Source organism: Clostridium sp. DL-VIII (assembly GCF_000230835.1).
Classification (GTDB): Bacteria; Bacillota; Clostridia; order Clostridiales; family Clostridiaceae; genus Clostridium.
The window spans coordinates 174,773-198,755 of the sequence record NZ_CM001240.1 but is presented as its reverse complement, the minus strand read 5'-3'; the positions used below and the strand labels follow the sequence as shown (position 1 = coordinate 198,755).

25 protein-coding genes are annotated in these 23,983 nt (G+C 30.3%); 19 read left to right on the top strand and 6 right to left on the bottom strand.

Features of this window, described 5'->3' with window-relative positions:
• Positions 1 to 43 precede the first annotated feature (43 nt).
• From CDLVIII_RS00875 to CDLVIII_RS00830, 11 genes are all read left to right on the top strand, one after another.
• Positions 44 to 1,756 (top strand): DUF927 domain-containing protein, encoded by a 1,713-nt coding sequence (locus tag CDLVIII_RS00875; RefSeq protein ID WP_009167596.1) that lies wholly within the window; start codon positions 44 to 46, stop codon positions 1,754 to 1,756.
• A gap of 129 nt (positions 1,757 to 1,885) precedes the next feature.
• A complete protein-coding gene (locus CDLVIII_RS00870; RefSeq protein WP_009167595.1) occupies positions 1,886 to 2,443 on the top strand; it encodes a hypothetical protein in 558 nt (185 codons plus the stop codon).
• A 76-nt stretch (positions 2,444 to 2,519) separates the two neighbouring features.
• Positions 2,520 to 2,936, top strand: coding sequence for a hypothetical protein (locus CDLVIII_RS00865; protein WP_009167594.1), 417 nt, complete (start codon positions 2,520 to 2,522; stop codon positions 2,934 to 2,936).
• A 128-nt stretch (positions 2,937 to 3,064) separates the two neighbouring features.
• On the top strand, positions 3,065 to 3,187 hold the full coding sequence (locus tag CDLVIII_RS32425; protein ID WP_009167593.1) for a hypothetical protein: 123 nt from the start codon (positions 3,065 to 3,067) through the stop codon (positions 3,185 to 3,187).
• The gene (locus CDLVIII_RS00860) at positions 3,175 to 4,845 is read left to right on the top strand and encodes a recombinase family protein (RefSeq protein WP_009167592.1); all 1,671 of its coding nucleotides are present in this window, start codon (positions 3,175 to 3,177) and stop codon (positions 4,843 to 4,845) included. Before CDLVIII_RS32425 ends, CDLVIII_RS00860 begins: the two co-directional genes overlap by 13 nt.
• 55 nt (positions 4,846 to 4,900) lie before the next feature.
• Positions 4,901 to 6,244, top strand: coding sequence for a TIR domain-containing protein (locus CDLVIII_RS29140; RefSeq protein ID WP_009167591.1), 1,344 nt, complete (start codon positions 4,901 to 4,903; stop codon positions 6,242 to 6,244).
• Positions 6,245 to 6,307: 63 nt separating this feature from the next.
• Positions 6,308 to 6,469 (top strand): hypothetical protein, encoded by a 162-nt coding sequence (locus CDLVIII_RS30995; RefSeq protein WP_186005615.1) that lies wholly within the window; start codon positions 6,308 to 6,310, stop codon positions 6,467 to 6,469.
• Between the two features lie 117 nt (positions 6,470 to 6,586).
• On the top strand, positions 6,587 to 7,078 hold the full coding sequence (locus CDLVIII_RS00850; RefSeq protein WP_035301614.1) for a hypothetical protein: 492 nt from the start codon (positions 6,587 to 6,589) through the stop codon (positions 7,076 to 7,078).
• 161 nt (positions 7,079 to 7,239) lie between these two features.
• Entirely contained in the window at positions 7,240 to 7,848 is a 609-nt protein-coding gene (locus tag CDLVIII_RS29130; protein ID WP_009167589.1) for a hypothetical protein, read from the top strand.
• Positions 7,849 to 8,544: 696 nt separating this feature from the next.
• Positions 8,545 to 9,003: a hypothetical protein gene (locus CDLVIII_RS00835; RefSeq protein WP_009167588.1), complete on the top strand. Its 459-nt coding sequence runs from the start codon at positions 8,545 to 8,547 to the stop codon at positions 9,001 to 9,003.
• The gene (locus CDLVIII_RS00830) at positions 8,987 to 9,181 is read left to right on the top strand and encodes a hypothetical protein (protein ID WP_144005354.1); all 195 of its coding nucleotides are present in this window, start codon (positions 8,987 to 8,989) and stop codon (positions 9,179 to 9,181) included. Before CDLVIII_RS00835 ends, CDLVIII_RS00830 begins: the two co-directional genes overlap by 17 nt.
• Here CDLVIII_RS00830 and CDLVIII_RS00825 read toward each other — a convergent pair.
• On the bottom strand, positions 9,149 to 10,387 hold the full coding sequence (locus tag CDLVIII_RS00825; protein WP_009167586.1) for an ISL3 family transposase: 1,239 nt from the start codon (positions 10,385 to 10,387) through the stop codon (positions 9,149 to 9,151). The genes CDLVIII_RS00830 and CDLVIII_RS00825 overlap by 33 nt on opposite strands.
• A 53-nt stretch (positions 10,388 to 10,440) precedes the next feature.
• On the opposite strand from CDLVIII_RS00825, the gene CDLVIII_RS00820 reads away from it, so the two are divergent.
• From CDLVIII_RS00820 to CDLVIII_RS00810, 3 genes are all read left to right on the top strand, one after another.
• Entirely contained in the window at positions 10,441 to 11,187 is a 747-nt protein-coding gene (locus CDLVIII_RS00820) for a hypothetical protein (RefSeq protein ID WP_009167585.1), read from the top strand.
• A 60-nt stretch (positions 11,188 to 11,247) separates the two neighbouring features.
• Positions 11,248 to 11,736: a hypothetical protein gene (locus CDLVIII_RS00815; protein WP_009167584.1), complete on the top strand. Its 489-nt coding sequence runs from the start codon at positions 11,248 to 11,250 to the stop codon at positions 11,734 to 11,736.
• Between the two features lie 363 nt (positions 11,737 to 12,099).
• Positions 12,100 to 13,068 (top strand): AraC family transcriptional regulator, encoded by a 969-nt coding sequence (locus tag CDLVIII_RS00810; protein WP_242835811.1) that lies wholly within the window; start codon positions 12,100 to 12,102, stop codon positions 13,066 to 13,068.
• 126 nt (positions 13,069 to 13,194) lie between these two features.
• On the opposite strand, the gene CDLVIII_RS00805 is transcribed toward CDLVIII_RS00810, so the two are convergent.
• Complete coding sequence (locus CDLVIII_RS00805; protein WP_009167582.1) at positions 13,195 to 13,842, bottom strand: flavodoxin family protein; 648 nt, start codon at positions 13,840 to 13,842, stop codon at positions 13,195 to 13,197.
• 126 nt (positions 13,843 to 13,968) lie between these two features.
• Between CDLVIII_RS00805 and CDLVIII_RS00800 the strand changes: the two genes are divergently transcribed.
• The 3 genes from CDLVIII_RS00800 to larA all read left to right on the top strand — a co-directional run bounded on the left by CDLVIII_RS00800 (position 13,969) and on the right by larA (position 16,681).
• Positions 13,969 to 14,295, top strand: coding sequence for a helix-turn-helix domain-containing protein (locus CDLVIII_RS00800; protein ID WP_009167581.1), 327 nt, complete (start codon positions 13,969 to 13,971; stop codon positions 14,293 to 14,295).
• A 293-nt stretch (positions 14,296 to 14,588) separates the two neighbouring features.
• Positions 14,589 to 15,110 (top strand): nitroreductase family protein, encoded by a 522-nt coding sequence (locus CDLVIII_RS00795; RefSeq protein WP_009167580.1) that lies wholly within the window; start codon positions 14,589 to 14,591, stop codon positions 15,108 to 15,110.
• A 296-nt stretch (positions 15,111 to 15,406) separates the two neighbouring features.
• Positions 15,407 to 16,681: a nickel-dependent lactate racemase gene (gene larA, locus CDLVIII_RS00790; RefSeq protein ID WP_009167579.1), complete on the top strand. Its 1,275-nt coding sequence runs from the start codon at positions 15,407 to 15,409 to the stop codon at positions 16,679 to 16,681.
• Between the two features lie 128 nt (positions 16,682 to 16,809).
• Here the strand turns inward: larA and CDLVIII_RS00785 are convergent, their stop codons facing one another.
• On the bottom strand, positions 16,810 to 17,808 hold the full coding sequence (locus CDLVIII_RS00785; protein ID WP_009167578.1) for a YeiH family protein: 999 nt from the start codon (positions 17,806 to 17,808) through the stop codon (positions 16,810 to 16,812).
• A 126-nt stretch (positions 17,809 to 17,934) separates the two neighbouring features.
• On the opposite strand from CDLVIII_RS00785, the gene CDLVIII_RS00780 reads away from it, so the two are divergent.
• Complete coding sequence (locus CDLVIII_RS00780) at positions 17,935 to 18,807, top strand: LysR family transcriptional regulator (RefSeq protein WP_009167577.1); 873 nt, start codon at positions 17,935 to 17,937, stop codon at positions 18,805 to 18,807.
• A 97-nt stretch (positions 18,808 to 18,904) separates the two neighbouring features.
• Here the strand turns inward: CDLVIII_RS00780 and CDLVIII_RS00775 are convergent, their stop codons facing one another.
• Together CDLVIII_RS00775 and CDLVIII_RS00770 are read right to left on the bottom strand one after the other, a co-directional pair.
• The gene (locus CDLVIII_RS00775; protein ID WP_009167576.1) at positions 18,905 to 20,125 is read right to left on the bottom strand and encodes an MFS transporter; all 1,221 of its coding nucleotides are present in this window, start codon (positions 20,123 to 20,125) and stop codon (positions 18,905 to 18,907) included.
• Between the two features lie 125 nt (positions 20,126 to 20,250).
• Complete coding sequence (locus CDLVIII_RS00770) at positions 20,251 to 20,886, bottom strand: flavodoxin family protein (protein ID WP_009167575.1); 636 nt, start codon at positions 20,884 to 20,886, stop codon at positions 20,251 to 20,253.
• 475 nt (positions 20,887 to 21,361) lie between these two features.
• Between CDLVIII_RS00770 and CDLVIII_RS00765 the strand changes: the two genes are divergently transcribed.
• Entirely contained in the window at positions 21,362 to 21,934 is a 573-nt protein-coding gene (locus CDLVIII_RS00765) for a TetR/AcrR family transcriptional regulator (RefSeq protein WP_009167574.1), read from the top strand.
• Between the two features lie 104 nt (positions 21,935 to 22,038).
• Here the strand turns inward: CDLVIII_RS00765 and cooS are convergent, their stop codons facing one another.
• Entirely contained in the window at positions 22,039 to 23,913 is a 1,875-nt protein-coding gene (gene cooS, locus CDLVIII_RS00760) for an anaerobic carbon-monoxide dehydrogenase catalytic subunit (RefSeq protein ID WP_009167573.1), read from the bottom strand.
• Positions 23,914 to 23,983 lie beyond the last annotated feature (70 nt).

Here is a 23,983-nt window from a genome sequence, read left to right as displayed (position 1 = left end):
ACATTCCATATACGAATTTGTAATGTGAGGAGACAAAGGAGATATGGGAGTACTAGTAATAAATTCACAATCGTTAATGAGCGGAAAAGAATACAAATTTGGAAAATTTACTTTAAATGACAACGGATTGTATTGGCCAATGAATGTAGATGGCAAAGTCCAAGATGTAAAAATGTGTGAACCTATTGTCATTGAAAAAACTATTGCAAATATAGATACTAAGGAAGCATATATAAGTCTTCTCTATAAATATCAAGGTACATACAATACTATAAACGTTACTATGGAAATGCTTAGAGCAAATAAGTTACCAGAATTATTGAAATATGGCGTAGACATACCACCAGAAGATGAAAAATTTCTAGGAAGACATTTGCTAAAACAATTGAAGTTAGTTGGGCATGAATACATTTACAACAATGTGGGGTGGCATTTTGATAGTAGCCGAAGCTTAGAATTTAGGCTAAATGAATTAGTTACAAATAATCCTAATATTAAAGCTATTAATAACTTAGATGATCCAACATTCAATTTATCCTGTAGTGGGACTCTTGAAGCATGGACCAATATGTATCACACTGAAATAAAAGGAAATACACCTCTTGAAGCAATGATGTGTATAGGATTCTCAGCTCCGATAGTAGGGTATTTGTATAGTATAAATAAACATACAGATACATTGATATTTCATATAGCAGGAAAAAGCACATCTGGTAAGACAACAGTAAGCAAAGCAGCAGTGTCACCTTTTGGTATTCCAGACACTAAAGATAGAGGATTGTTCAGAACGTGGAATGGGACAAGCAATGCCATAATAAATTCTTTAGGAGGAAATTTTGGAATACCTCTAGTTTTTGATGAATTTTCAATGATAAAGAATATGGATATGTCTGGAGAAATATATACAATAGCTGGCGGAGAAGATAAATATCGTCTTAAAAAAGATATAGTTCAAAGAAAGACAGTTAAATGGGCAACTACAATAATTTCAACAGGTGAGCAATCAATTTTTGAGAGAGCTAACAATAATGGTGGCTTACGAGTTAGAGCTTTTACTTTTGAAGGTGTTGAATGGACTAAATCGGCTAAGAATGCGGAAAACATAAGAGCTGTAATAGGTGAAAATTATGGGTATGCAGGAGTTGAGTTTATCAAATATATCTTCAATCAAGGCTTTAGCATAATAGATGATAAATGGGATTATTGGAAAGCTAAATGTTTAGAAGTAATACCTGATAATCCATTTAAGAATAGAGTTGCAAATAAATTTGCAATCATTATGACTGGTGGAGAAATAGCTAATGAAGCTTTAGGATTGGATATTGACTTAGAAGCAGTATTGAGGTTTCTAGTGAATAATGAAATTGAAAGCATTGAAGATAGGGATATTGGAGAAAAAGCTTTCACAGATGTTATACAACTAATAAATCAAAACGTAAGCAAGTTCAAGATCAAAGATAGTGCTTTTACACCTAGAGATTGTTGGGGCAAGATTGAATCAGAAGTAACCTTCTATAAGGTAGCAGTGATTAAAAATGTAATGGAGAAGCAATTGAGAGAATTAAACTATGAGGATGTTAAAGTCGTTATTAAAGAATGGAAAGAAAAGGGCTATTTGATAACTGAGGTTGGTAAAAATACAAATCGTGTAACTGTAAATTCAAAGAGTAAGCGTGATACAGTATACATCTTAAAGATATCTAGAGAAGAATTAAGAGAATATGTTGTAAATAGTTATCCAAATCCTGTTGGTTAGGGGAAATAGGGGAAGGCGGGGCAACGCTATACAATATAAGGACTAAGCAAAGGGGAATTTGAAAAACAAAAGGGGCATACGGGGAACTTCTAAGAAACTATGAAAGCAAAATCGAAAGGATGAAGTAATATGTCAGTAAAAAGAAGAATACAACCAGAAAATAATATGAATGAGGAAGTGGCAAACATGGAAGAATCAACTGTACAAGCAGAACTAATAGAAACAGAAGGACAAGTTCTAGAAGTAACTACAGCGGAAAATACAGAAGAAATTGCAATAAAAGACGAAACCAATGTAACTGAAATAGTAAGGAATGCAACTCCATGTTCGGCTAAAAATATCATAAGAGCAACTTCTAATAAGGGTGGTTTCTCAGTAATAAAAGCTCAAACAGGCAATAGAGCTACAATTGCAAAACAAGGATATGAGCATCTTGGAAAGTCAAGCACATTACAATTTGCCTTCACTGATACAAGTGTAATAATTGGAGCTAATCTACCTAACAATGAGAATGACTTTAATGTGAAAGATAGCAACGGAAAAGCAATTGTATACTCAACACCTCTGGTAACAGAAATTGCAGAAGCATTTGAGTTAGATTTTTCTAACAGAACATCAATGACTTTTGGTGACATACAATATACTGCTAGCGAAGATTCACCAGTAATAATAGTAAAAATCAAATAATGCCAATAACAAATCTTGGAGGAATAAAACCTCCAAGACGATAAAAATAAACCTAAGTGGTAAGGAGTTTTGTGTAATGTGTAACTTTGGAATAGATGTAAATGATAAATTTGAAGGTGATAACATAAAGTCTAGCATTGAATTTCTACAAGGAAGAGGTAATTCCAATAGTAAAGATGAAGCAATGAACTATGGTCTTAGAATAAAAGTTTCTAAGGAATGTTTGGAAGATACTAAAGCACTAAGATACATTAGCAATTTGATGAAAAATGAGAATGTAGATGTATCTATAAACATAAATGAAAGCTCGGTAGAACTCAAAATAATCTATGAGAATCATGTTCATATAAATACTATATCAGAACTAAGCTCATGTGTTGAAGCTAATATAAATCTAGTAACAAGAGCACTAAATGTATTTGAAATACATGAATATGAGGTAATAAGCCTATTCTACCTTGGAAGTGAACCATTAGAAATAGAATATATGTAATGCAACTAGATGAGTCTTGGAACACAGAAAATTCCAAGACTCCATACTAGACAAATATTCAACAAATGAATCATAAATATTTATCAAATATATATTATAAATTTGGATACTAGAAAGGATGAATAAAGATGGAAAACAAAAGGGAAGAGGCAACTATAAATGAAATAATTGAGGTGATATCTGAAATCATCCTTAAAGCTAGTATCAAGAAATTTGATAGTAAGGATGTGGAGGAAAGATGTCCAAAATAGTAGCACTATATTGTAGAGTTAGTACACCAGAGCAGGCAGAAGAAGGTTACAGTATTGGAGAGCAAAAACGTATTCTCAGTGATGAATGTATTAAGCATGGAGATACCATATATAAGGTGTATGCGGATGAGGGGATAAGCGGAAAGAATATAAAAAATAGACCTGCATTAAAAGAACTATTAAAGGATGCAGAAGAGGGGAAATTTGATAGTGTTCTAGTATGGAAAATGAATCGTATAAGTAGAAGTCTTAAAGATGTATTAAATATTGTAGATTTATTCGAAGAGTGTAATATTACGTTTAAGTCAGCAACAGAGCCATTTGATACCACTACACCATCGGGAAAAATGCAATTTCAGATGATGGCATTAATAGGTGAATTTGAGAGAGGAACAATAGCTCAAAACGTAAAGATGGGAATGATGGCTAGAGCTAGGGAAGGCAGATGGAATGGAGGAATTGTTTTTGGATATGATGTAAAGGAAAGAGAAAATTCAACCAACAAGAAAAGAAGAGATACAGAGCTCATAATCAATGAGAAAGAAGCGGAAGTTGTAAGAATTATTTTTACTATGTATTCACAAGGTAATGGTTATAAGGCTATAACTACCTATATAAATAAGTTTGGGCATACAACTAAAAAGGGCAAACCATTTTCAGTAGGTTCAATAAAAGATATACTAATGAATCCCATATATATAGGAAAGATTAGATATAATGTAAGACCTAATTGGAGTGAAAAGAGAAGAAGAAATAAGAATTCTAATCCATTAATAGTAGATGGAATTCATAAGCCTATAATAGGCCAAGAGCTTTGGGATAAAGTTCAGAAGCAAATAGAAACAAACAAAGGTAAGCCATCTAGAATATATGACGGAGAATTTCCACTAACAGGTATACTAAGGTGTCCAGTATGTGGAGAAGGAATGGTGATTTCTAGAAGTTCTAAAGCAAGAAAAGATGGGACAAGACATAGGATAGAGTACTACTGTTGTGGTGCTTGGAAGAATAAAGGAACTGCGGTCTGCCATAGTAATTCAATCAATGTTGATAAAGCTAATGAGTATGTGTTTGGTAAGCTATCAGAACTACTAAATAATGATAAGTTAATCAAAGATATAGTTGTAAACATAAATTCAACTAGAAAAGCAATGATAGACCCTTCAAAAGACGAACTAGAAAAGATTTTGAAGGAATTGGATAAACTAGAAGCTAAGAAGAAAAAGGTGTTTGAAGCCTATGAAGAGGACATAATAACTAAAAAAGACTTCTCAGATAGAATGTCAGAAATATCATCTAGAGAAGAAATGCTCGAACAGGAGGTAAATAACCTAAAAAGCAACATCCTAGATGATGGGGTACAGGAGGTTTCGTATGAGTTTGTAAGAGAGATACTGTCAAGCGTCAGTAAGATGCTATCAGAGTTGCCATCAAGAGAACAACAAAAGAGACTACTGCACATGCTGATTTCAAGAATAACCATAAACAAGACTAGAGATATAGAATCAATAGAGCTTAATATAAATGATAACTTAATAAGTTACCTAAGTAATGGAGGAGAACCAAATCCAGATGAAACTGGAGGAGGTTCTCCTTCTTATTTTGTTTCCAGAAGAAAGTTAATGATAGATCCTGTGAATATAAAGATTTGTATCTAAACTTAATAATGTAGTCATGATATAATATACTAAAAATGTAAAGAGAGGTTTAGGTATGGAAGAAGATATTATTTTATTTGGAACAATGGATATTAAGAGAGCTGATTGGTCAAAAAATACTGGAACATACTATACTATAACTCATTATTATGAAGATACATATAATGAAATATTTGATAAATGGAAAAAGTTAAATGGAAAGCCTATGTATGGTATAGGTTATTATGTTATAAATTACAAACATCTTGATTTTTATTTTATAAAAATAAAAAGTATAGAGATTATTGGAGAAAAGTTTATAATCGAGTATGATTCTATTTCTAGTTCTAATAAAAGAAGCGAATTATTATATGGATTTGAAAATATAGGAGATAGTAAGATAATTGCTATTTCAACAAAAGAAAAACTTAAGTATTGGTTAAATAAAAATAGAATGTCAATTAATTTAGAAAATTATTTGGGAAATAGTAAATCTATTGTAGATAAGAGTAAAGTATTTACAGTCCATGGACATGATGAATTAGCAGTAGAACAAACGGCTAATATAGGAATATCAAAAAAAACTCTTGTTCATAAGAAAAAAAAACTATTTATAAGTCATAGTTCTAAAAATAGGAATATAACAGATGAATTCGTAGAACTTTTAAAAGCAATGGGTATAACGAATGATGAGATATATTATAGTTCTTATGAAGAAACTGGCGTTGACTTTTTACAAGATTGTTTTCAAAGGATAAATCAAGAATTTAATAATAATGAACTTATGGTTATATTTATGATATCACGAGAATTTTACCAGAGTAAAATATGCCTTGCAGAAACAGGTGCTGCGTGGGTAAGTGTGGCAAATAAGTATATTCCTATTATAATTCCACCATATAGCTATAATAATATAGAGGGTGTAATAAATGCTACTCAAGCTGCAATTGACCTTAATGATAAAAATGTAGGAATTAAATTAGAAACATTGAAAGACCATATTGAGGAGTTTTTAGGTAAAAAAAATAAAGACAATAAGGAAGCTTGGCATAGAAACAAGGAGAAATTCATTGAACTTGTAAAAAATCAAGCTAATGAATTAGATGATATAAAGGGTAAGATATTCGGTATAACCGTAATTAAAAATAAATCTTCTACAAATATAATATTTAAAATTAATTTAATTAATAATAAAAGATACAGAATGAAGATAGAAGAATTCAATATAGAGTTATGTATGAAAGAAGAAAAAAATGAAAAAATTACTATAAAGGAGGGATGGTATGTAGAAGCTTTAGTATTGCAACCTTTAGACGAAATTACAGTATATATACCAACGGATATAGACAGAGAAGTTACAAACGGTATAGTTGATATTAAAAATAGTAAGGTGAAAATAATTGGCTATAAAGAAGATTAGTATTTTAGTTCAGCACATTGATATCAAAGATGTAATTGAATATTAAACAAAATAACATGATTTATGTTAATTTCCACAAAAACTATAACCAAAGCTAGAGAAATTGAACTAATAGAGATTAGTATAAATTATAATTTAATAATGTATCTAAGCAATGGAGGAGAACCAAACCCAGATGGAGGCGGTTCTCTTTCTTATTTTCTTTCTAGAAGAAGGCTGATGTAAATTCTGTTAATATAAAGATTTACGTATGAAAATAAGGATAAATTGTAAAATTATGTTCATAAGTGTGCTATAATTACTATATTAATAAATTATTGTTGAGAGGAATAGGTGCTTTATATGTTGAGTAACAAAGAATTTGATGAAAGACTACAGATTAATAATTTTGAAGAATTAGAAAAAGAATTTCAACAAGCAAAAAATTTCTTTGAAAACTTGAATGATGAAATAAAATGTGATGAGGTGCAATTAAGGTTCCCTGATTTTTACCCGCTTGACCAAGAAATAGTAATAAAATTTCCAACTTATAAAATTAGAATTATCAATAATAAAATGAGTCATAATGACTTACGAGAATTATTAAAAGGAATATATAATTATCAAATTGATGAAGAAACTAATGTTGTTATATTTCCTTCATTAAAACCAGTTCAGTCTACTGCTATTCACTGCTTAGAAACTAATTTAGATTCAAATGCACGTACTGCTGAGGAAATAGTAAAAAGATTAGAGGAACATTGTATACGCGCAGAAAGATGTGTTGACTGTGGATATTACTCCATTCCAATAAAGGTAGATGAAGAGGGATGTATTACAGTTATTAAAAGATAAAGATTATTGAAATTGCTTTGTTAATTACAATTTATCGAATTTATGAAGAAAATTTATAATAAATGAAATGCACAAATCAGAACTTGGAGGACAGATGACTCATTATTTGTGGATTTCAATAAACATGAAATTGTGGTAAAGCTGCATGGGAGGAATTAATCATGAATTTCAAAGATTATGGACGCGAGATAGAGTTAATTGAAAAGCAAAATTATAGTTTTGAGCAAGATTTGTATTCAGTTATTGCTAATGTAATGCGAGAAAGAAAAAGTATTAAAAAACTTTCATTAAGGGATGTTGACAATAAAACAAAAAAAGAGAATATGAAGGTTTTTTATGGTACATGCTCGTTTCCTGATTTTGTGATACTATCTGAGGATTTTGTAGTGAATAAACCATGCAAGGAAAAAGTCTTGGGTGCGATTGAAGTTAAGTATGTTGGCAAAAATTTAAAAAATAAGGAAGATATTATGCAATTGAAAGGTCATCTCTTTTGGTTTGAAAAAGTTCTTTATACTAATGGACTTGTATGGAAGTATTATGAATATTTTCCTAATAGAGAACATCTTGATGAAATTAAACGACTCCGTAACAAGTCATATAATGGTATAGAATATAGTAAAGAAGAACAGAAGTTATTTGATGAATATGACCTAAAGCATCAGTGGAGTATTTCACTTATAAGTGGTAAAGCTGCTGATGGCAAGTATAATTGGAATGGTAGAGAATGGAGAAGATTGCTAAAAAAATTGTCTGGGCTTGTTTGGTAAAAGTCCAAGTTGTAGAGTTGATTAGAAGTGTTATATAATCTAGGGAAGAAATGTTCCAACAGAAAGTAGACAACCTAAAAAATAATATCATATTTGACAGTGTACAAGAGGTTTCATATGAATTTGTAAGAGAATTGTCAAGCTTCGATAAAATGTTGATAGAATTGCCTACAAGGGAACAGCAAAAGAGGCTACTGCATATGCTAGTCTCTAAAATCACTATAAACAAAACTAGAAATATAGAATCAATAGAACTTAACATCAATTACGACTTAATAATGTACTTAAGTAATGGAGGAGGTTCTCCTTCTTATTTTGTTTCAAGAAGAAAGTTGATGATAAATCCTGTGAATATAAAAATTTGCATATAAACTCAACAAGACTATTATGGCATAATTTGGTAACGATATATAATAAAAGGAGAGAGTATTAAGATTACTGACAATAAAGATAAAATATTTATTGGGAAATTATCATTTATAGAGTTAGGTAAAGATGAAGAAGAGGATGATATTATATATCTTTTACTTGATAATAAAAAAGTAATTAACATGGGGATAAGCTATATAAAAGATATAGAAGTATTATAAGAAGAATAATATGACTTAACATAAAAGTATGATAGGCGAAAATATTTTGATTAAAAAAGTCATTATAAATTTATGGTATTTATAGACTGAGATAAGAAGGTGTAATATGAGTGATATACATATGGAAATATCTATTCCAACTGATAATGATGGTTTTGCTTTATTAAAGTGTCCTTTTTGTGGAGAATTTTTCAAGTTAAGACCTAATGAAATGGAAACAGAAGATGTAATTGAAATATGGTGCCCATGTTGTGGGCTAAAAGGTGAAAATTATTTAACAGATGATGTAATTGAACTTGCATTAAAAATGGGAAAAAATGTTGCAATGGATATGATTTTTGATGAATTAAAAAAATGGGAAAGAAATTTTAAAGGAAGCAGTATTTCGTTTAAAGCAGACAAAAAGCCTTCGAGAGAACCGGAAAATCCTATAGTTGCAGGAATTGAGGCATTAGAAGTAGAGAAATATAGATGTTGTAAAAAAGAGGCAAAAATTAAGCCGTTAATTAAAATGTGCGGTAGTTGTTGTCCATATTGTGGGGTGAGATATGATGAATTTAAATAAAAAAGAATTAAAAATAATTAGTTATGACTTTAATTGCATAGCAAATAGATTACTTAGAGTTCCATATGTTGAAGCTAATTCTGTACTTAAAAAGTTCATAGATTATATTGATAAGGGCTCAACATCAAAATATGTTCTTGACAGCTTAAGCTGTCAAGAAATGGTTATTACATTCTAATAAAATTCTTCCTTTGTAGTAGTCTTTATTCCTTGTAAAATAGTGTCTGCGTTGAATTGCTTTAATTTTACCGTTTCTACCTTCAACAGCGGCATTGGTATATCTACAATGATGATAGTTAATTATTTCTTGTCTCCAGTTTTCAAAAGTAACCAAAGCACGTTCTACCTCAGGTATATTTAGTGAATGTCCTTTTTTACACCATTTATCAAATACATTTGTTGCCTGTATAACACTTGAACAACAGTCATACCACTCAATAAGTTCCTCTTTCCACTCATATACTGCTTTTAGGTCAGGTGATAATGACAACAACTGCTGGAGCATCTCAACCTCTTTTGATGTAAGATATTCATTCCGTTTTTCAAGTACTGATTTATTTCTTTTCAATACTGTCCGTGCCGCAGGAGTTAAATCACAACTTATGCGTTTTCTTACGCCTCTAAGAGCTTCCATAGCATAGCTATTAACATGAAACCTATCCGCAATACGTATAGCATCTGGGTATACTTCTTTTGCAAATGTGTGATAATATGGAGCCAAATCCATTACTATAGCAAAAGGTCGGAGCTCAAAAAGTTCTGGATTTACAGTCTTATGACTTCTAAGCTCTTCAAGTTTTCTTCCTGGAATTATTTCAAGTAATGTTCCGTTACGAAGGTCATGAATTCCAGTATTATAACTATGTCCTTTCCTTATAGCAAAATCATCCATTCCAAGTATAAGCTTGTTAGTGTTAGAACTTTCTAATATAACTTTTGCTTGCAATTGTGGAACAACATAGTCAATATAATTTTTATATATTCTTTCAACTGTAGAATATGGTATTTTCAATGTTCTAGCACAGTGAATAACCGTTGCTCCTGGTACTTTAGTTGCAATAAACTCTTGAAATTCATTAGTATAACGACTCTTTCCAGTCAGGAATGAATATTGCCATGAAAAAGAGGCATTACAATCCTTACAGGACATTCTTATTTTAGGAACCTTTAATATTACCTCGTTTTGAAATATAGGAAGATGCCTTACTCTTCTAATTCCAGATGAGCCTCGTCTTATTATTTTAAAACTCTTACAGCACGGACAAGGTTGAGTATATTCTGTAGGTTGGATTTCAATACAAATTCTATCTTCAAAACCATAGATAAAATTGATAACATTTATTCCTTGTAAATTTAATATATTAGTGATATCCTGTAATTGCATTTAAACTCCTTCAATTCTATTGGATTAGTCACTTATAGAATACAGGAATTTGAATGCATTTTTCATTTAATTTTATAATTATTTTATGTCAAGCACAGTTTTTAGTGTTGAGCCTTGATAAGACTCCAATAATATATGAGTATATTAATTCGTGTAATAGAGGTGAGTTTGATATTGAGTCAGAAATTAAAGAAGTATCTAAAGGCTATGGGAGATATATATTTGACCTAGGAGATACTTTTAAAGAAGAAATTTTTACAATATATAATATATTTAAATATATTGTAGACAATAATTTCGATATGTCAGGAATAGCTAGAGCTTATGATACACGTTCAAAAACATTTGATGAGATTATAAAAAGTTTTAATAATAGAGTGTCATTGATTTTCATAAATCATATTGCAGATTATTTGACTAAAATAGGAATAGAAATGGGTTATGATGAGGAGGTAAAATATATGATTACTAATAATGGAGGACAAGTTAATATATCGAGGGATTCATCAACACTTAATGCAACACAAAATATAGGTACAAATTCGGAGGAATTAATTAGTTTAGTGAAGGAAATTAGTAAATTGCTAGATGATAGTAGTATTCCAAATGATGAAAGAGAAATAATTCAAGAAAGTGTAGAAACTATACAAAGTGAATTGCAAAGTAATGAACCTAAAAAAGGGCTTGTTAAGTCTTGTGTAAATGGATTGAAGATGGCAATTACTAATATACCAACAGCAATTGAACTTTGCAATAATGTACAACAATTTATAGATTATGTAACACCTAAAATACAATAGATGTAGTAAAAATTTAATTAGTATAAGTAATATTTTTATTATCGAGATTGGAGGTGTGAAATGGAGACTAATAGAATCAGTTGGTACATAATGATAGTTATTATAGTAGGAGTAACTATATTCCATATATGTGGAACAGTCTATGTATCTTTAGCTAGAAATGACACATTTACGGAAACAAAAGAAATTATACTTAAATATGAAAACTCACAAGAAAAAGAAGCAATTGAGAAAATTAATGAGATAATAAAAAAGCTAAAGGAATACATAAGAACTTCATTAATGGAGTTGGCTTTTGGATTAATAGAATCTATGGTAGTTATTTTCATTAAACCAATATATGAGTTGATAAAGAAACTGGCATATTCTGATAAATCTTTTTCTGAATATTCAAGTAGAATAATATTAATAAGTCAAATTGTAGCAGGGATATTGTTTTTATATGATATTTATATAGCTATTGATGATATTAAAAATTATATGACACTATTAAGCTATGCAAAGGAAATAATACAGACTACAAATTTACTTTTACCTCTAATACCATAATGAGTATTTGTCAGGTAGTAAAACTATTATCACTTACCGCTGATACGGTGAACCATATCATAAGTAAGAATTGAAATTTTACATTTCGTCATTCGAACTTACTCAGCGAACGAATGTGAGTCGAGTTTCCCTTTAGTAATGATAACTTAATAAGTTACCTAAGTAATGGAGGAGAACCAAATCCAGATAGAACTGGATGAGGTTCTCCTTCCTATTTTGTTTCTAGAAGAAAGTTGATAATAAATCCTGTGAATATAAAGATGTGCATATGATATAATAATTTAAATTTATTAGGATAGCAAAAATGGAACAGCAATAAATGAAAAATAGATTTATAGTATAATTACCACGTGGAATTAAGGAGTGAGAGCTTTGAGATATGATGATATCATACTTTTATGTATTCAATATATTGAAGATAATATAAAAGAAGAATTAACAGTAGAATCCATTTCTAAAAAAATGGGATATTCAATATATCATTTTTCAAGGATATTTAGGGAACAAATGGGTGTATCTCTTATGGAGTATGTAAAGGAGAGAAGAATTTTTAGAGCTACAGAAGATATTATGCTAGGTAAAAAAATACTTGATGTAGCTATTGAGTACGGATATCAAACTCATAGTGGATTTACAAAAGCTTTTCGGAAAAAATATGGCTTTTCTCCTGGGTTTATTCATGCTATTTATATTCAAAGATTATTTGAAGGAGGTAATTGTTATATGGATTATGATAAAATTTATGAAAATGCTAATATATTTTTGAAAGGAACTGAGAATTATAAAGAACCAAAGGAATTGTACGGACATTTAATTGAAAGTATTCAAAATAATAAGATATTTGATGATTTTAAAATGTTGGAAAAGGCATATGATTTAGCTTGCTTGGCTCATAAAGGGCAAAAGAGAAAGTCCGGAGAAGATTATGTCACACATCCCATTAACGTTGCTATTATATTAGCAGAAATGGAGGCAGATGAAGAAACAATTATAGCAGGTTTATTACATGATATAATTGAAGAAAAAACTGGAGTAACGTTAAAGGAAGTAGAAGAAAATTTCTCAGTAAAAGTTGCAAAGATAATAAGTGATGTAACTAATTTTAATGAGAAATATTCAAAGATAAAAAATAAAGAAGAGTTTGATGACCATGTCATTATGATAAAATTAGCAGATCGTCTCCATAATATGAGGACAATAGAATTCATGGAATCACAAAGATGGAAAGAAAAAGCAAAAGAAACTATAGAGATATTTTCTCCAATTGCGGCTAAATTTAATAATTCGAAATTAAAAACAGAATTGGATAATTTAGCATTAAAATATGTGTAATATATTGAGAAGAGACAATAGTATATTCCCAATAAGATAAAAAGTCTGAAAACTTATAAAAATTTCTCAGGCTTTTTCTATTCACTCATAATTACATTTAATAAATTTAGGTTCAAACCAACAAAACTATTTCGATTGTTCAACAAATCGTACTCCCATATCAAATGCATTTTGACAGTCTTTTGGGAATTGTTCTTCTCTAACCTTTCTCTTTTTCTTTTCATCAAATAGTGTGGCAACATATTTTGAATAATCATTAAATTGGTATGTGTCATTTACAACTAGGGATTCAAAAGATCCAAAGGTTTTTTCTATATATGCTTGAAGAGATTTTAGATCAGCCTCATAGTCAGCTTTAAATTGCTCATTGGTTACATTCATTGTATAAATGAATCCAGCTGGTATTTTTCTTTGAAAAAGGCTTGCATGATTTTCATCATAGACTAAATATTGAAATACTAGTCTTTCTAAAAAAGATCTCATTGCACTAGTAACCGAATGTAAGTATATTGGAGAGCCTAAAATAATTGCATCAGCACTCGAAACTTTTTCAAGAATAGGTGTTAAATCATCCTTTAAGGCGCATTTTCCATAACTTTTACCATCTTTCAATTTACAAGCAAAACAACTTACACAACCTTTATAATTCTGATCATAAAGGTGAATAAGCTCTGTTTCAGCACCAAATGAAGATGCTCCTTCAAGTGCTTTGGTAAGAAGAGTAGCTGTATTTTTATTTTTTCTTGGACTTCCGTTAATTGCTATTACTTTCATTAACTATTACCTCCATCTACATGCTTAATTGACTTTATGTTATGAATTATATATGATAATAAAAAAATAAGTAAGTATGCACTTATTTGTTATATTCTAACCCAAAGGTAAGTAAAGGAGAGATTTATGAATAGTTTTGAGGATAAGTATGGAACATGTGGAATGCGATATACAATGTCTGTAGTTGAGGGAAAGTGGAAGTGGATTATATTATGGAAAATATATAAAGCTAAGATAATAAGATATAATAAATTGAGGGATAGTTTAGAGCCTATTGCTCATAAGACATTAAGTGCACAACTAAAAGAACTTGAAATCAGTAATTTAATTCATAGAGAACAATATAATGAAGTTCCACCTAGAGTTGAATATTCATTAACTGAAGAGGGAATGACATTAATACCAATTCTTGAACTTATGAGTAAATGGGGCAACGAACATATTAAAAAATAGGATTATTTCGGTTTCATTGTTTTTATGTGGTTTGATGAAGGTTTAGAAGAGGTGATTGAATAAACAATATGACCAGAACTAATAGGTATTTTGTTAAAGTTTTTATGAAATACTTAAAGTGTAACCTATAAATAATAGTAGTAAGAATATGCATTATATATATATTGCAATAATAGAATTACATTTGTAAGGTCTATAGGTTAAGTAAATAACAAGATATAAAATGCATAAAACTAATTGTAAAATTTATATTAAAATTAATTACAAATATATAAAATTAGGAGGAATAATTAATGTTATTTGATAAGTTAAAAACCAGAAGAAGCATTAGAAAATTTGAAAATAAGGAAGTAGAAAAGGAAAAAATAGATATAATTCTTAAAAGCGCTCTACTAGCTCCATCATCCATGTCGAGAAAGCCATTGCAGTTTATTGCTGTCACTGATGCTGAATTGCTTAAAAAACTTTCTTTGTGTAGGGAACCAGGTCCAAGTTATTTAGCATATGCACCTTTGGCAATTATAGTTATAGCTGATAAGGGTGCAAGTGACGTATGGGTTGAAGATGCTTCTATAGCATCAACTTTTATGCAATTGACAGCACATGACTTAGGTTTAGGTTCATGTTGGATACAAGTAAGAAAAAGATTCCGTATAGAACAAGAGTCAGCAGAGGAATATATTAGAAAAGTGATGGAGATACCTGAGCAATATAGTGTTGAATGTATGTTAGCTATTGGCTACCCTGGAGAAGAAAAAAAGCCTTATGAAGAAGATACTTTACTATATGAAAAACTTCATTTTAATAAATTTTAAGTTTAATATCTAAAGATAAAATTAGAAATATAGTCTCCCATTGTAATGTAGCAATATTTTGGTAATTGTGATAATATTATTTTAACAAGGAAAATTGGTCAGACCAAATTGCTTGAGTGTAATAAAAATAACTTTATTCCAAAGTATTGCTACTATATTATAAACTACATGGATTGCAACAGCTAAAAAATATATTTATTAATAAGAATGTAGTATTTTAAATTAATTATGCAATAATTCTTTAAGTGATGGTTATTTTTATAAAGAGGCTAAAGTATTAGAAAAGGGGAGATATTATGGCAACAATAAAAATACCGTATAACAAAAGATTCTTAGAAGCGAATATTCCGGACGATAATCTTGAAGCGGTGCTTGAATCTAAGGCACACAATTATAAATCAGAGCTTACTCAAGAAGAAATTGTTGAAAAAGCATTGGATAATCCTATTGAAAGTAAACGATTAGAGGAATTGGTACAAGGAAAAAAGAACATGGTTATTATAACAAGTGATCATACTAGACCTGTTCCAAGCAAAATAACTTTACCAATACTTCTTAGAAGAATTAGAAGGGTAAATCCGGATATAGACATAAAGATTCTTATTGCTACAGGATTTCATAGACCTACTACCAGAGAAGAAATGATAGATAAGTTTGGAGAAGAAATTGTAAATAATGAACAAGTAATCAATCATTATTCTCAAAGAAAAGAGGATCAAGCTTTTGTGGGAATTCTTCCATCCGGAGGAGAGCTATGGATAAATAAGTTAGCTGCTGATGCAGAACTTTTAATATCTGAAGGTTTTATAGAACCACATTTCTTCGCAGGATTTTCTGGAGGAAGAAAAAGCATTCTTCCTGGAATTGCAAGTGCTGGTACAATAATGTGGAATCATAATTCTGAATTTATAGGAAGTGGCCATGCAAGAACAGGAATATTAGGTAAGAATCCTATACATGAGGATATGATTTTTGCAGCCGAAAAGGCGGGATTAGCATTCATATTAAATGTTGTTATAGATAAAGACAAAAAGATCATACACGCTGTTAGTGGACATAGTAAATTTGCACATGAAGAAGGATGTAAATTTGTTTCAGAACTTTCAAGCATTAATAGCGTTAAAGGAGATATAGTAATCAGTTCTAATGGTGGATATCCTCTTGATCAGAATATTTATCAATCAGTTAAAGGAATGACAGCAGCAGAAGCTTGTTGCAAGGAAGATTCAGTAATAATAATGGTAGCAGCCTGCAATGATGGGCATGGCGGAGAGTCATTTTATAAAAATATGGCAGAGGCTAAAAGTCCAGCGGAAGTACTTAATAAAGTTCTTCAAGTTTCTAAAGATAAAACGAAGCCAGATCAATGGGAATTTCAAATTTTAGCAAGAATATTAAGCAAAAATAAAGTAATCATGGTAACTGATATGTGTGATCCTGAAATAATTAAAAACATGCATATGGAATGTGCACAAACTATTGAAGAAGCCTTAAAGAGAGCATACGAGTTAAAGGGTGAAAATGTAAAGGTTGTAGTCATACCTGATGGGGTTTCTGTAGTAGTAAAATAATTAATTCATATAAATAATAAGTTAATAATTGAGGCGGATCAAACTCAAATGAGGGTGGTTCGCCTTATTATACGCATCTGAAAGTTCTGTTATTTCTTTAATACCTGTATCTAATTTTTGTTCTTATGTTACCAGATATGTAAGATATGTTGTATAAGAAGGCTAACAAATGCAATGCTTATCCAACAACAAAGTCCCATAATAATTGGTTTTCCACCAGTTTTAACAAGTTTGACGATGTGAGTATTTAAGCCGATTGCACCCATAGCCATTGTAATAAAGAACTTACCTGCTTCAGTTAGAGGTTTTGTAATACTTGCATCCATGTTAAATGCTGTGCTTATAATAGCGGCTAATAAGAAGAATAAAATAAACCATGGAAATATCTTTGATAGGCTGAGTGTAGTTGATGAATGCTTTTTAGATCGATATAATGCAAGCCCTAATGTAATTGGAATTATAGCAAGAGTTCGTGTAAGTTTAACAATTGTGGCATAGTTTAGAGCTACATCACTTCCATGAGCACTTGCCCATGTTTGACCAGCAGCAACTACCGAAGAAGTATCATTTATAGCAGTTCCAGCCCACATTCCAAATCCTATGTCATTAAAACCTAATAGGTTACCTAGCATTGGAAATAAGAATGCAGCAATTACATTAAATAAGAAAATAACAGAAATTGATTTTGCAATATCTTCATCATGAGCATCTATAACTGGAGCAGTAGCAGCAACGGCTGAGCCACCACAGATGGAAGATCCTACGCCTACTAATATAGATACATTTGATGGGATTTTCATTAGTTTACTTACTAGATAAGAAACAATTAGTGAGGTTGAAATTGTTGAAACTATAATTAGCAATGATTGACTGCCCACTTTAAATATCTGGAAGAGATTCATTCCGAAGCCAAGCAAAACTATGGCATATTGTAATATTTTTTTTGAGGTAAATTTAATCCCAGCATCAAAAGAGTTGTTACGTGGAAAAAGTGCGATTATTAAACCTAATAAGATACCAAATACTGGGCCACCTATTATTGAGAACTTTTCTCCAAGAAACCAAGCAACGATACCAATTAAAAATGAAAGTAATAAACCTTGATAATTATTTTTTATAAAATTCATAATGATTCCCCTTTTCTTAATTTGTACTTCTAAATAGTATATTAGCAGGGAACAATCATAATTAAAAATTATTTATTTTTATATAATGATAAAAATATGTTATAGTTAATTAAAGAGGTGGTACGTATGTTAGATTTCAGAATAGATACATTTTTAGCTGTATGCAAATACATGAATTTTACTAAGGCAGCAGAAGCATTATGCATTACGCAGCCAGCGGTATCTCAACATATTAAGTATTTAGAAAAGAGCTATGATACAAAGTTTTTTGAATATGAAGGTAAAAAGATAAGCCTTACTAAATCGGGAAAAATATTTTATGAAACTGTAGCTACAATGAAACACGATGAACAATATTTAAAAGAAAAGATTACTCAAGAAAAACTAGGGATAAGAAGTCTTAAATTTGGTGCAACCCTTACAATTGGAGAATTTATATTACCATCAAAACTTAGTGATTATTTAAATAGAAATAATAATATGCGAATGACTATGATTGTAGAGAACACAGAAGAACTTCTTAATAAATTAGAACAGGGTGAAATTGATTTTGCATTAGTAGAAGGATATTTTGTAAAAAATGAATATGATTTTGCTGTATATTCAAGGGAAAAGTATATTTGTGTTGCAGGAAAAGATTATAGATTAAAGAAGCAGCCATGTGTATTGGAGGATTTACTTCAAGAGACCTTGATAATAAGAGAAAAAGGATCAGGTACACGAGATATTTTTGAGAAAAACTTAGAGAAACAAAACCTAACTCTAAATGATTTCAATAAAGTTGTAGAAATAGGAAATATTAATGCAATAAAGCATTTAGTTAAAAATAATAATGGAATTACATCTTTATATGAAGTTGCGGTGAAAGATGAACTTAAGGATGGAACATTAAAGAAAATAGAAGTTGAAGATTTGCAGAAAACTCATGATTTTTATTTCATATGGAGAAAAAATAGTGCTTTTAAAAGTTTATACCAAGAAATAGTTAAAGAATTTTAAAGAATTTAGACTGAAAAATTATTCTGAAGTTTAAAAGACTCATACTATCCAATTTAGTATGAGTCTTTATAGTACTATAAATGTAACACTTCCATTTTTATAATGATTTTTTACCAGTTTTAAAAAGAATTATTGCTATAATTTGAGTTGCCATTCCAAAAACGCAAACCCCATACCATCCGAAATGAGAATAACTGTATGAGCCTAAAAATGAACCAGCTGCTCCTCCAAGAAAAAAGCTGACCATATAAATAGTTGTAAGTCTATTACGTGTTTTCTCATTTAAGGCTTGTACTATTGCTTGATTTGAGACATTACACGATTGTACTCCTAAATCGAGAAAAATAACTCCTAGAATAAGTCCCCATATTTTAAACCCAAATAAGAAGAATAATAAATAGGAAATTATAACTACAATTATACTTATACCTATTGCAAATCTAGGACCTTTCTTATCAGCTAGTTTTCCAACTATTGGAGCTGCAAGAGCACCGCTAATTCCAACTAATCCTAATAGGCCTGCGGCTTCAGCCCCCATATTGTAATGAGAACTTTCAAGTAAAAATATAAGTGAAGTCCAAAAGGCGCTGAAAGCTGAAAACATAAGAGCACCATTTATAGACGTTCTTCTTAAAATAGGTTCTGTTTTTATTAAATATAACATTGATCTTAATAATTCAGTATACTTAAGATCTGAAACAGATTTGCATAAGGGTATTAATTTTCTTAGAATAAGCATAAGAATAAACATCATAATTGCGGCAATAAGATAAACAGATCTCCAACCAAGGTAACTACCTAAAATCCCGCTAATTGTACGAGAAATCAATATTCCAACTAATAAACCGCTCATAATCATTCCAATTATTTGACCTCTTTGTTTGGGATCTGAGAGTTGCGCAGCTAAAGGAATAATAAGTTGAGGAATGATAGAAGTAAAACCAACAGCAAAAGAGGATAAGGCTAATGTAAAAATACTTGAAGAGAAAAACATACTCATAAGTGAGATTATAGAGCATAAAAGCATTATTATAATTAATTTTCGTTTCTCTTTTATATCTCCTAGTGGTAATATAAATATCATTCCAACAGCATAGCCTATTTGTGTGAGCATTGCTGCAAAACCTATACTTAATTGATTAACATTAAAGGTTTTAGCTATATCAGCGAGTAAAGGTTGTATATAATATAAATTTGCTACAGTAGCTCCGCAAGCTATGGACATAATTAAAATGAGCAAACGGCTAAGTGTTGGATTAGCTTCTAAATTACTTGAAGAATTATTATCTTTTATTATTGTATTACTTGCTTGATGCATTTTAAATCACTTCCTTATAAAATAACATTTTTAATTGAATAGGGAAATTAGAATAACAATTCTGTAAAGGTTACTTTATTAAATGTGAGATATTGCTATTCTAATGTATGGATGAAAATAATGATTTAGCGTATAAAATTAGTGAATATCTTTTCTTCTCTCTCTGGCTTCTCTATAATTCCTTGTCCGTTTTCTATGAGCTTAAGAAGCCAAGCCATATTTTTTCCTAATATACTCATTATTTGCATTCCTTCTTCGTCCTGCAATACTTCACCTGGTAATCTTCCATTAATAACATTCCAATAATTTGAAGTAGGGATTAACATTTCTGAGTGGTTAATATAATTATTTAATTGATCAAATGTTGGAATACCACCAGCTCGTCTTACAGCTACTACAGCAACTCCAACTTTAAGTCTTAGCATACTATTATTAGCCTCTGCTACACGAAAAGCTCTATCTAAGAATGATTTCATTGTCCCTGCAATTGCTGAATAGTGTACTGGTGAGCCTAAGATTATTCCATCTGCATCTTTCATCTTTTGAATCCAATCATTAACAGGATCAGTATTAATAGCACATTTCTCATTTTTATTTTTTGTACAATATCCACAAGCAATGCATCCTCTAATAGATTTATTCCCTACATGGATTATTTCTGTTTCGATTCCCTGCTTTTTAAGTTCATCAGTGACTAATTTTATTCCGTGATAAGTATTACCTTCTTTATTTGGGCTTCCATTAAATGCGATAACTTTCATTGATTTTTCCTCCTAATATAAATAAATTTTTAAAATTTGCAGATTTTATTAAATACAAGTACTAAGTATGATTTGCCATAGTTATTATTTCCATCAGATATTTCAATAATTCAAATCTTTCATTATATATGTTGCAATAATAAAATTACATTTAGGATGTCTATCTGCTAAGTAAATATCTAAATGTTAAATGTAGAAAATCAATTGCAATATATATAAAATAAAAATCATATTTAAAAAACTAAACGTATAGTTTATAAATACATACTATACTAAACGTTCAGTTTTGTAAATAGTTTTTATATAAAATTTTTTGCTTAATTTATGATTAGAAATTGAAAAAATTATAATTATCGATAATAAAAATTAAAAATTATTAATCTATGGCTGGAAATTGATAAATGGAATATATATAATATACGTATAGTTTATTAAGTATATTATTATGAATTGATTACAATGGAGGTAATTATACATGGAAAAAAAATTGGGACGTCCACGTAGTGAAAAAACTAAGCAGGCTATTCTTTCTGCTTCATATGACCTATTGCTTGAAGTTGGTTTTGAAGCAGTTACAATTGAAAAGATTGCTGAAAGAGCTGGGGTTAGTAAGGCTACTATTTATAAATGGTGGGCAAATAAAGCGGCTGTTGTTATGGATGCTTTTTTTGATGCTGCAGTTGTGAGGCTTCCAATACCTGATACGGGATCAACTATTAATGACATGATAATTCAAGTGATTAATTTGGCGAAATTTCTAACTAGTCGAGAAGGAAAAGTAATTAATGAGATAATAGCAGAAGGCCAATTTGATCAAAAGCTGGCTGAAACTTATCGCTCAATATACTTTAAACCTCGTAGACTCGATTCGAGATATATCTTAGAACGCGGGATTTTAAGAGGAGAATTAAATAAGGATTTAGATATAGAATTAACTATGGATTTAATTTTTGGAGCATTATTTTATAGATTATTGATTACAGGCGATGAAGTTAATGAAATGTTTATAAAAAATTTAATAAAATATGCGTTTGAAGGCATAAAATAGTAGTTGGAATTAGTCTTGCCTTAATGAAATATTAAAATCATTAAGGTAAATAAAACACCTAAGTAATGCAGAATTTGTGCACTATTTAGGTGTTTTAATATTACTTAGATATTCATCTTAACTCGTCTATCTTCAATAATTTTTTCTAGCTCATCAGCAGCTTTAACTACATCTTCTTCAACTATGAGCTTACCACCTGTTATATTAACTAAATCCTCTTTTAAGACTTTAGTAACAACTTCACTTCCATCAATGAATGGAGAGATTGCAACATGTAATGGTAAACCAAGTGTTAATCCAAAGGATGCGTCAGCTAATGCTTGTTCTTCAAGCCATTGTGGTGCTGATAATACTAATGGAAGCTGAGGTATATCAATATTTAAGGTTTCAGCAAGTTCAGTTGCTACCATTTCTAATCTTCCAATAGCAAGACATGGGCCGAAGTTTAATACTGGCGGAATTCCAAGAGTCTTACATACTTCTTTTAAATTATCTCCAGCAAGTTCAGCTGCACCAGGTGACATAAGACCAACATTTTCAAGGCCTCCTGAAGAGCATCCAGCAGATAAAACTAAGATATCTCTTTTTATTAATTCCTTGGTAAGTTCTACAGTAAACACATCGTGACCTTTGGCTGTTAAATTAGAGCAGCCAACAACACCTGCAATACCCTTAATTTTTCCTTTTACAATTAAATCAATAAGTCCGTTCCAATTTCCGCCTAAGAATTCCTTTAAAGAACCTTCGCTTACACCTGTAACAACATCATCATGACCATGGTCCTTTGGAATATCGATTGTTATAGTTTTTCTTCTATTTTTATAACTTTCTAGCGCTTCAATTATAATTTTTTCACTTATTTCTTCAGCATTACTCATATTAAAGTTTATGTACTCAGCATTCTTCTTTTTAGCAACATCATCTATACAAATAGTTTTTACATTAAACTTTTCAGCCACAGTTTCAAGTCCAGGAATTGTACAGTTAAATTCAGATACGATTAAATCTATAGCACCTGTTGCAAGTACAGCCTCACTTGTATAGTTATTTCCAGCATGTCCTGAGAATACTTCAGTGTAATGTTCCCCTCGTAGCTGCAAATCTTGTCCAACGCAAGTACATCCAACTAATCTAAAGCCTTTTGCTCCTGCAGCTATTGCTTTCTGTTTAATATTTTCATCTATTAATCTCTCTTGAAGATGAGCAATATCAGAATGTTGATGTCCTGTTATCATTATGTTTATGTAATCTTCATCAATTACTCTAAAGCCTACTTTTGCCTGCCTGATTTTTGGAGCACCAAGCATTACATCATTTAAAAGGTTAGTTAGTACTAAACCATATATTCCAGTAGATATTCCAAGATTTAATGCGTTAAATAACATATCTACTGGATCACTATTTAAGTTTGTTGAAGTCTTTACTATAGCATCAAATACTTCTGATTTAGCACCACCAGGTAATATGTTTAATTCTTCCCATTTTTTATATCTTGGAGCATAAGCTAACTTTTTAACTAATTCCATTTTTTCAAATCTAGGCTTATATAAATCATTTAAAACCTCGTTAGCTACTTTAATGGCTTTTGTATTTATGTCTTTTTCAACAATACCAAAGATTTCTGCAAGTTTATCCAAAGTTTCTGGGCTCTTTATCTTAAGATTTCCCTTACCTTCACCAATGTCTTTTAAGTTTCTAGCTGTGTTTTCAACTACATGAAGATAGCAGGCTGAACCAGCAGCAATAGCTCTTAAGAAGTTTCTTGCTACTATGGTATCTGCGTCAGCACCACAAACTCCTCGTGGAGAGCTTGGAGTTATCTTACATGGCCCATTTGAACAAAGTTTACAGCATACTCCTGTTTTTCCAAACTTACATTTAGCTTTTTGTTTTTCAACCCTATTGAAAGAGGTTTCAACTTCTTCTTTTGATGATAAAAATTCGCATAATTTACAATCTGCTGATGTACACATTGACATACTAATCGTCTCCTTTGTATTTAATATTTTGTGGTAAAGTAAAATTAAACTATACTTAAAAGGTATACTT

What these genes read in the sequence shown, in the direction of transcription:
- CDLVIII_RS00875 (WP_009167596.1), top strand. Translation starts at nt 44, where the DNA reads ATGGGAGTACTAGTAATAAATTCACAATCGTTAATGAGCGGAAAAGAA.
- CDLVIII_RS00870 (WP_009167595.1), top strand. Translation starts at nt 1,886, where the DNA reads ATGTCAGTAAAAAGAAGAATACAACCAGAAAATAATATGAATGAGGAA.
- CDLVIII_RS00865 (WP_009167594.1), top strand. Translation starts at nt 2,520, where the DNA reads ATGTGTAACTTTGGAATAGATGTAAATGATAAATTTGAAGGTGATAAC.
- CDLVIII_RS32425 (WP_009167593.1), top strand. Translation starts at nt 3,065, where the DNA reads ATGGAAAACAAAAGGGAAGAGGCAACTATAAATGAAATAATTGAGGTG.
- CDLVIII_RS00860 (WP_009167592.1), top strand. Translation starts at nt 3,175, where the DNA reads ATGTCCAAAATAGTAGCACTATATTGTAGAGTTAGTACACCAGAGCAG.
- CDLVIII_RS29140 (WP_009167591.1), top strand. Translation starts at nt 4,901, where the DNA reads ATGGAAGAAGATATTATTTTATTTGGAACAATGGATATTAAGAGAGCT.
- CDLVIII_RS30995 (WP_186005615.1), top strand. Translation starts at nt 6,308, where the DNA reads ATGTTAATTTCCACAAAAACTATAACCAAAGCTAGAGAAATTGAACTA.
- CDLVIII_RS00850 (WP_035301614.1), top strand. Translation starts at nt 6,587, where the DNA reads ATGTTGAGTAACAAAGAATTTGATGAAAGACTACAGATTAATAATTTT.
- CDLVIII_RS29130 (WP_009167589.1), top strand. Translation starts at nt 7,240, where the DNA reads ATGAATTTCAAAGATTATGGACGCGAGATAGAGTTAATTGAAAAGCAA.
- CDLVIII_RS00835 (WP_009167588.1), top strand. Translation starts at nt 8,545, where the DNA reads ATGAGTGATATACATATGGAAATATCTATTCCAACTGATAATGATGGT.
- CDLVIII_RS00830 (WP_144005354.1), top strand. Translation starts at nt 8,987, where the DNA reads ATGATGAATTTAAATAAAAAAGAATTAAAAATAATTAGTTATGACTTT.
- CDLVIII_RS00825 (WP_009167586.1), bottom strand. Translation starts at nt 10,387, where the DNA reads ATGCAATTACAGGATATCACTAATATATTAAATTTACAAGGAATAAAT.
- CDLVIII_RS00820 (WP_009167585.1), top strand. Translation starts at nt 10,441, where the DNA reads ATGCATTTTTCATTTAATTTTATAATTATTTTATGTCAAGCACAGTTT.
- CDLVIII_RS00815 (WP_009167584.1), top strand. Translation starts at nt 11,248, where the DNA reads ATGGAGACTAATAGAATCAGTTGGTACATAATGATAGTTATTATAGTA.
- CDLVIII_RS00805 (WP_009167582.1), bottom strand. Translation starts at nt 13,842, where the DNA reads ATGAAAGTAATAGCAATTAACGGAAGTCCAAGAAAAAATAAAAATACA.
- CDLVIII_RS00800 (WP_009167581.1), top strand. Translation starts at nt 13,969, where the DNA reads ATGAATAGTTTTGAGGATAAGTATGGAACATGTGGAATGCGATATACA.
- CDLVIII_RS00795 (WP_009167580.1), top strand. Translation starts at nt 14,589, where the DNA reads ATGTTATTTGATAAGTTAAAAACCAGAAGAAGCATTAGAAAATTTGAA.
- larA (WP_009167579.1), top strand. Translation starts at nt 15,407, where the DNA reads ATGGCAACAATAAAAATACCGTATAACAAAAGATTCTTAGAAGCGAAT.
- CDLVIII_RS00785 (WP_009167578.1), bottom strand. Translation starts at nt 17,808, where the DNA reads ATGAATTTTATAAAAAATAATTATCAAGGTTTATTACTTTCATTTTTA.
- CDLVIII_RS00780 (WP_009167577.1), top strand. Translation starts at nt 17,935, where the DNA reads ATGTTAGATTTCAGAATAGATACATTTTTAGCTGTATGCAAATACATG.
- CDLVIII_RS00775 (WP_009167576.1), bottom strand. Translation starts at nt 20,125, where the DNA reads ATGCATCAAGCAAGTAATACAATAATAAAAGATAATAATTCTTCAAGT.
- CDLVIII_RS00770 (WP_009167575.1), bottom strand. Translation starts at nt 20,886, where the DNA reads ATGAAAGTTATCGCATTTAATGGAAGCCCAAATAAAGAAGGTAATACT.
- CDLVIII_RS00765 (WP_009167574.1), top strand. Translation starts at nt 21,362, where the DNA reads ATGGAAAAAAAATTGGGACGTCCACGTAGTGAAAAAACTAAGCAGGCT.
- cooS (WP_009167573.1), bottom strand. Translation starts at nt 23,913, where the DNA reads ATGTCAATGTGTACATCAGCAGATTGTAAATTATGCGAATTTTTATCA.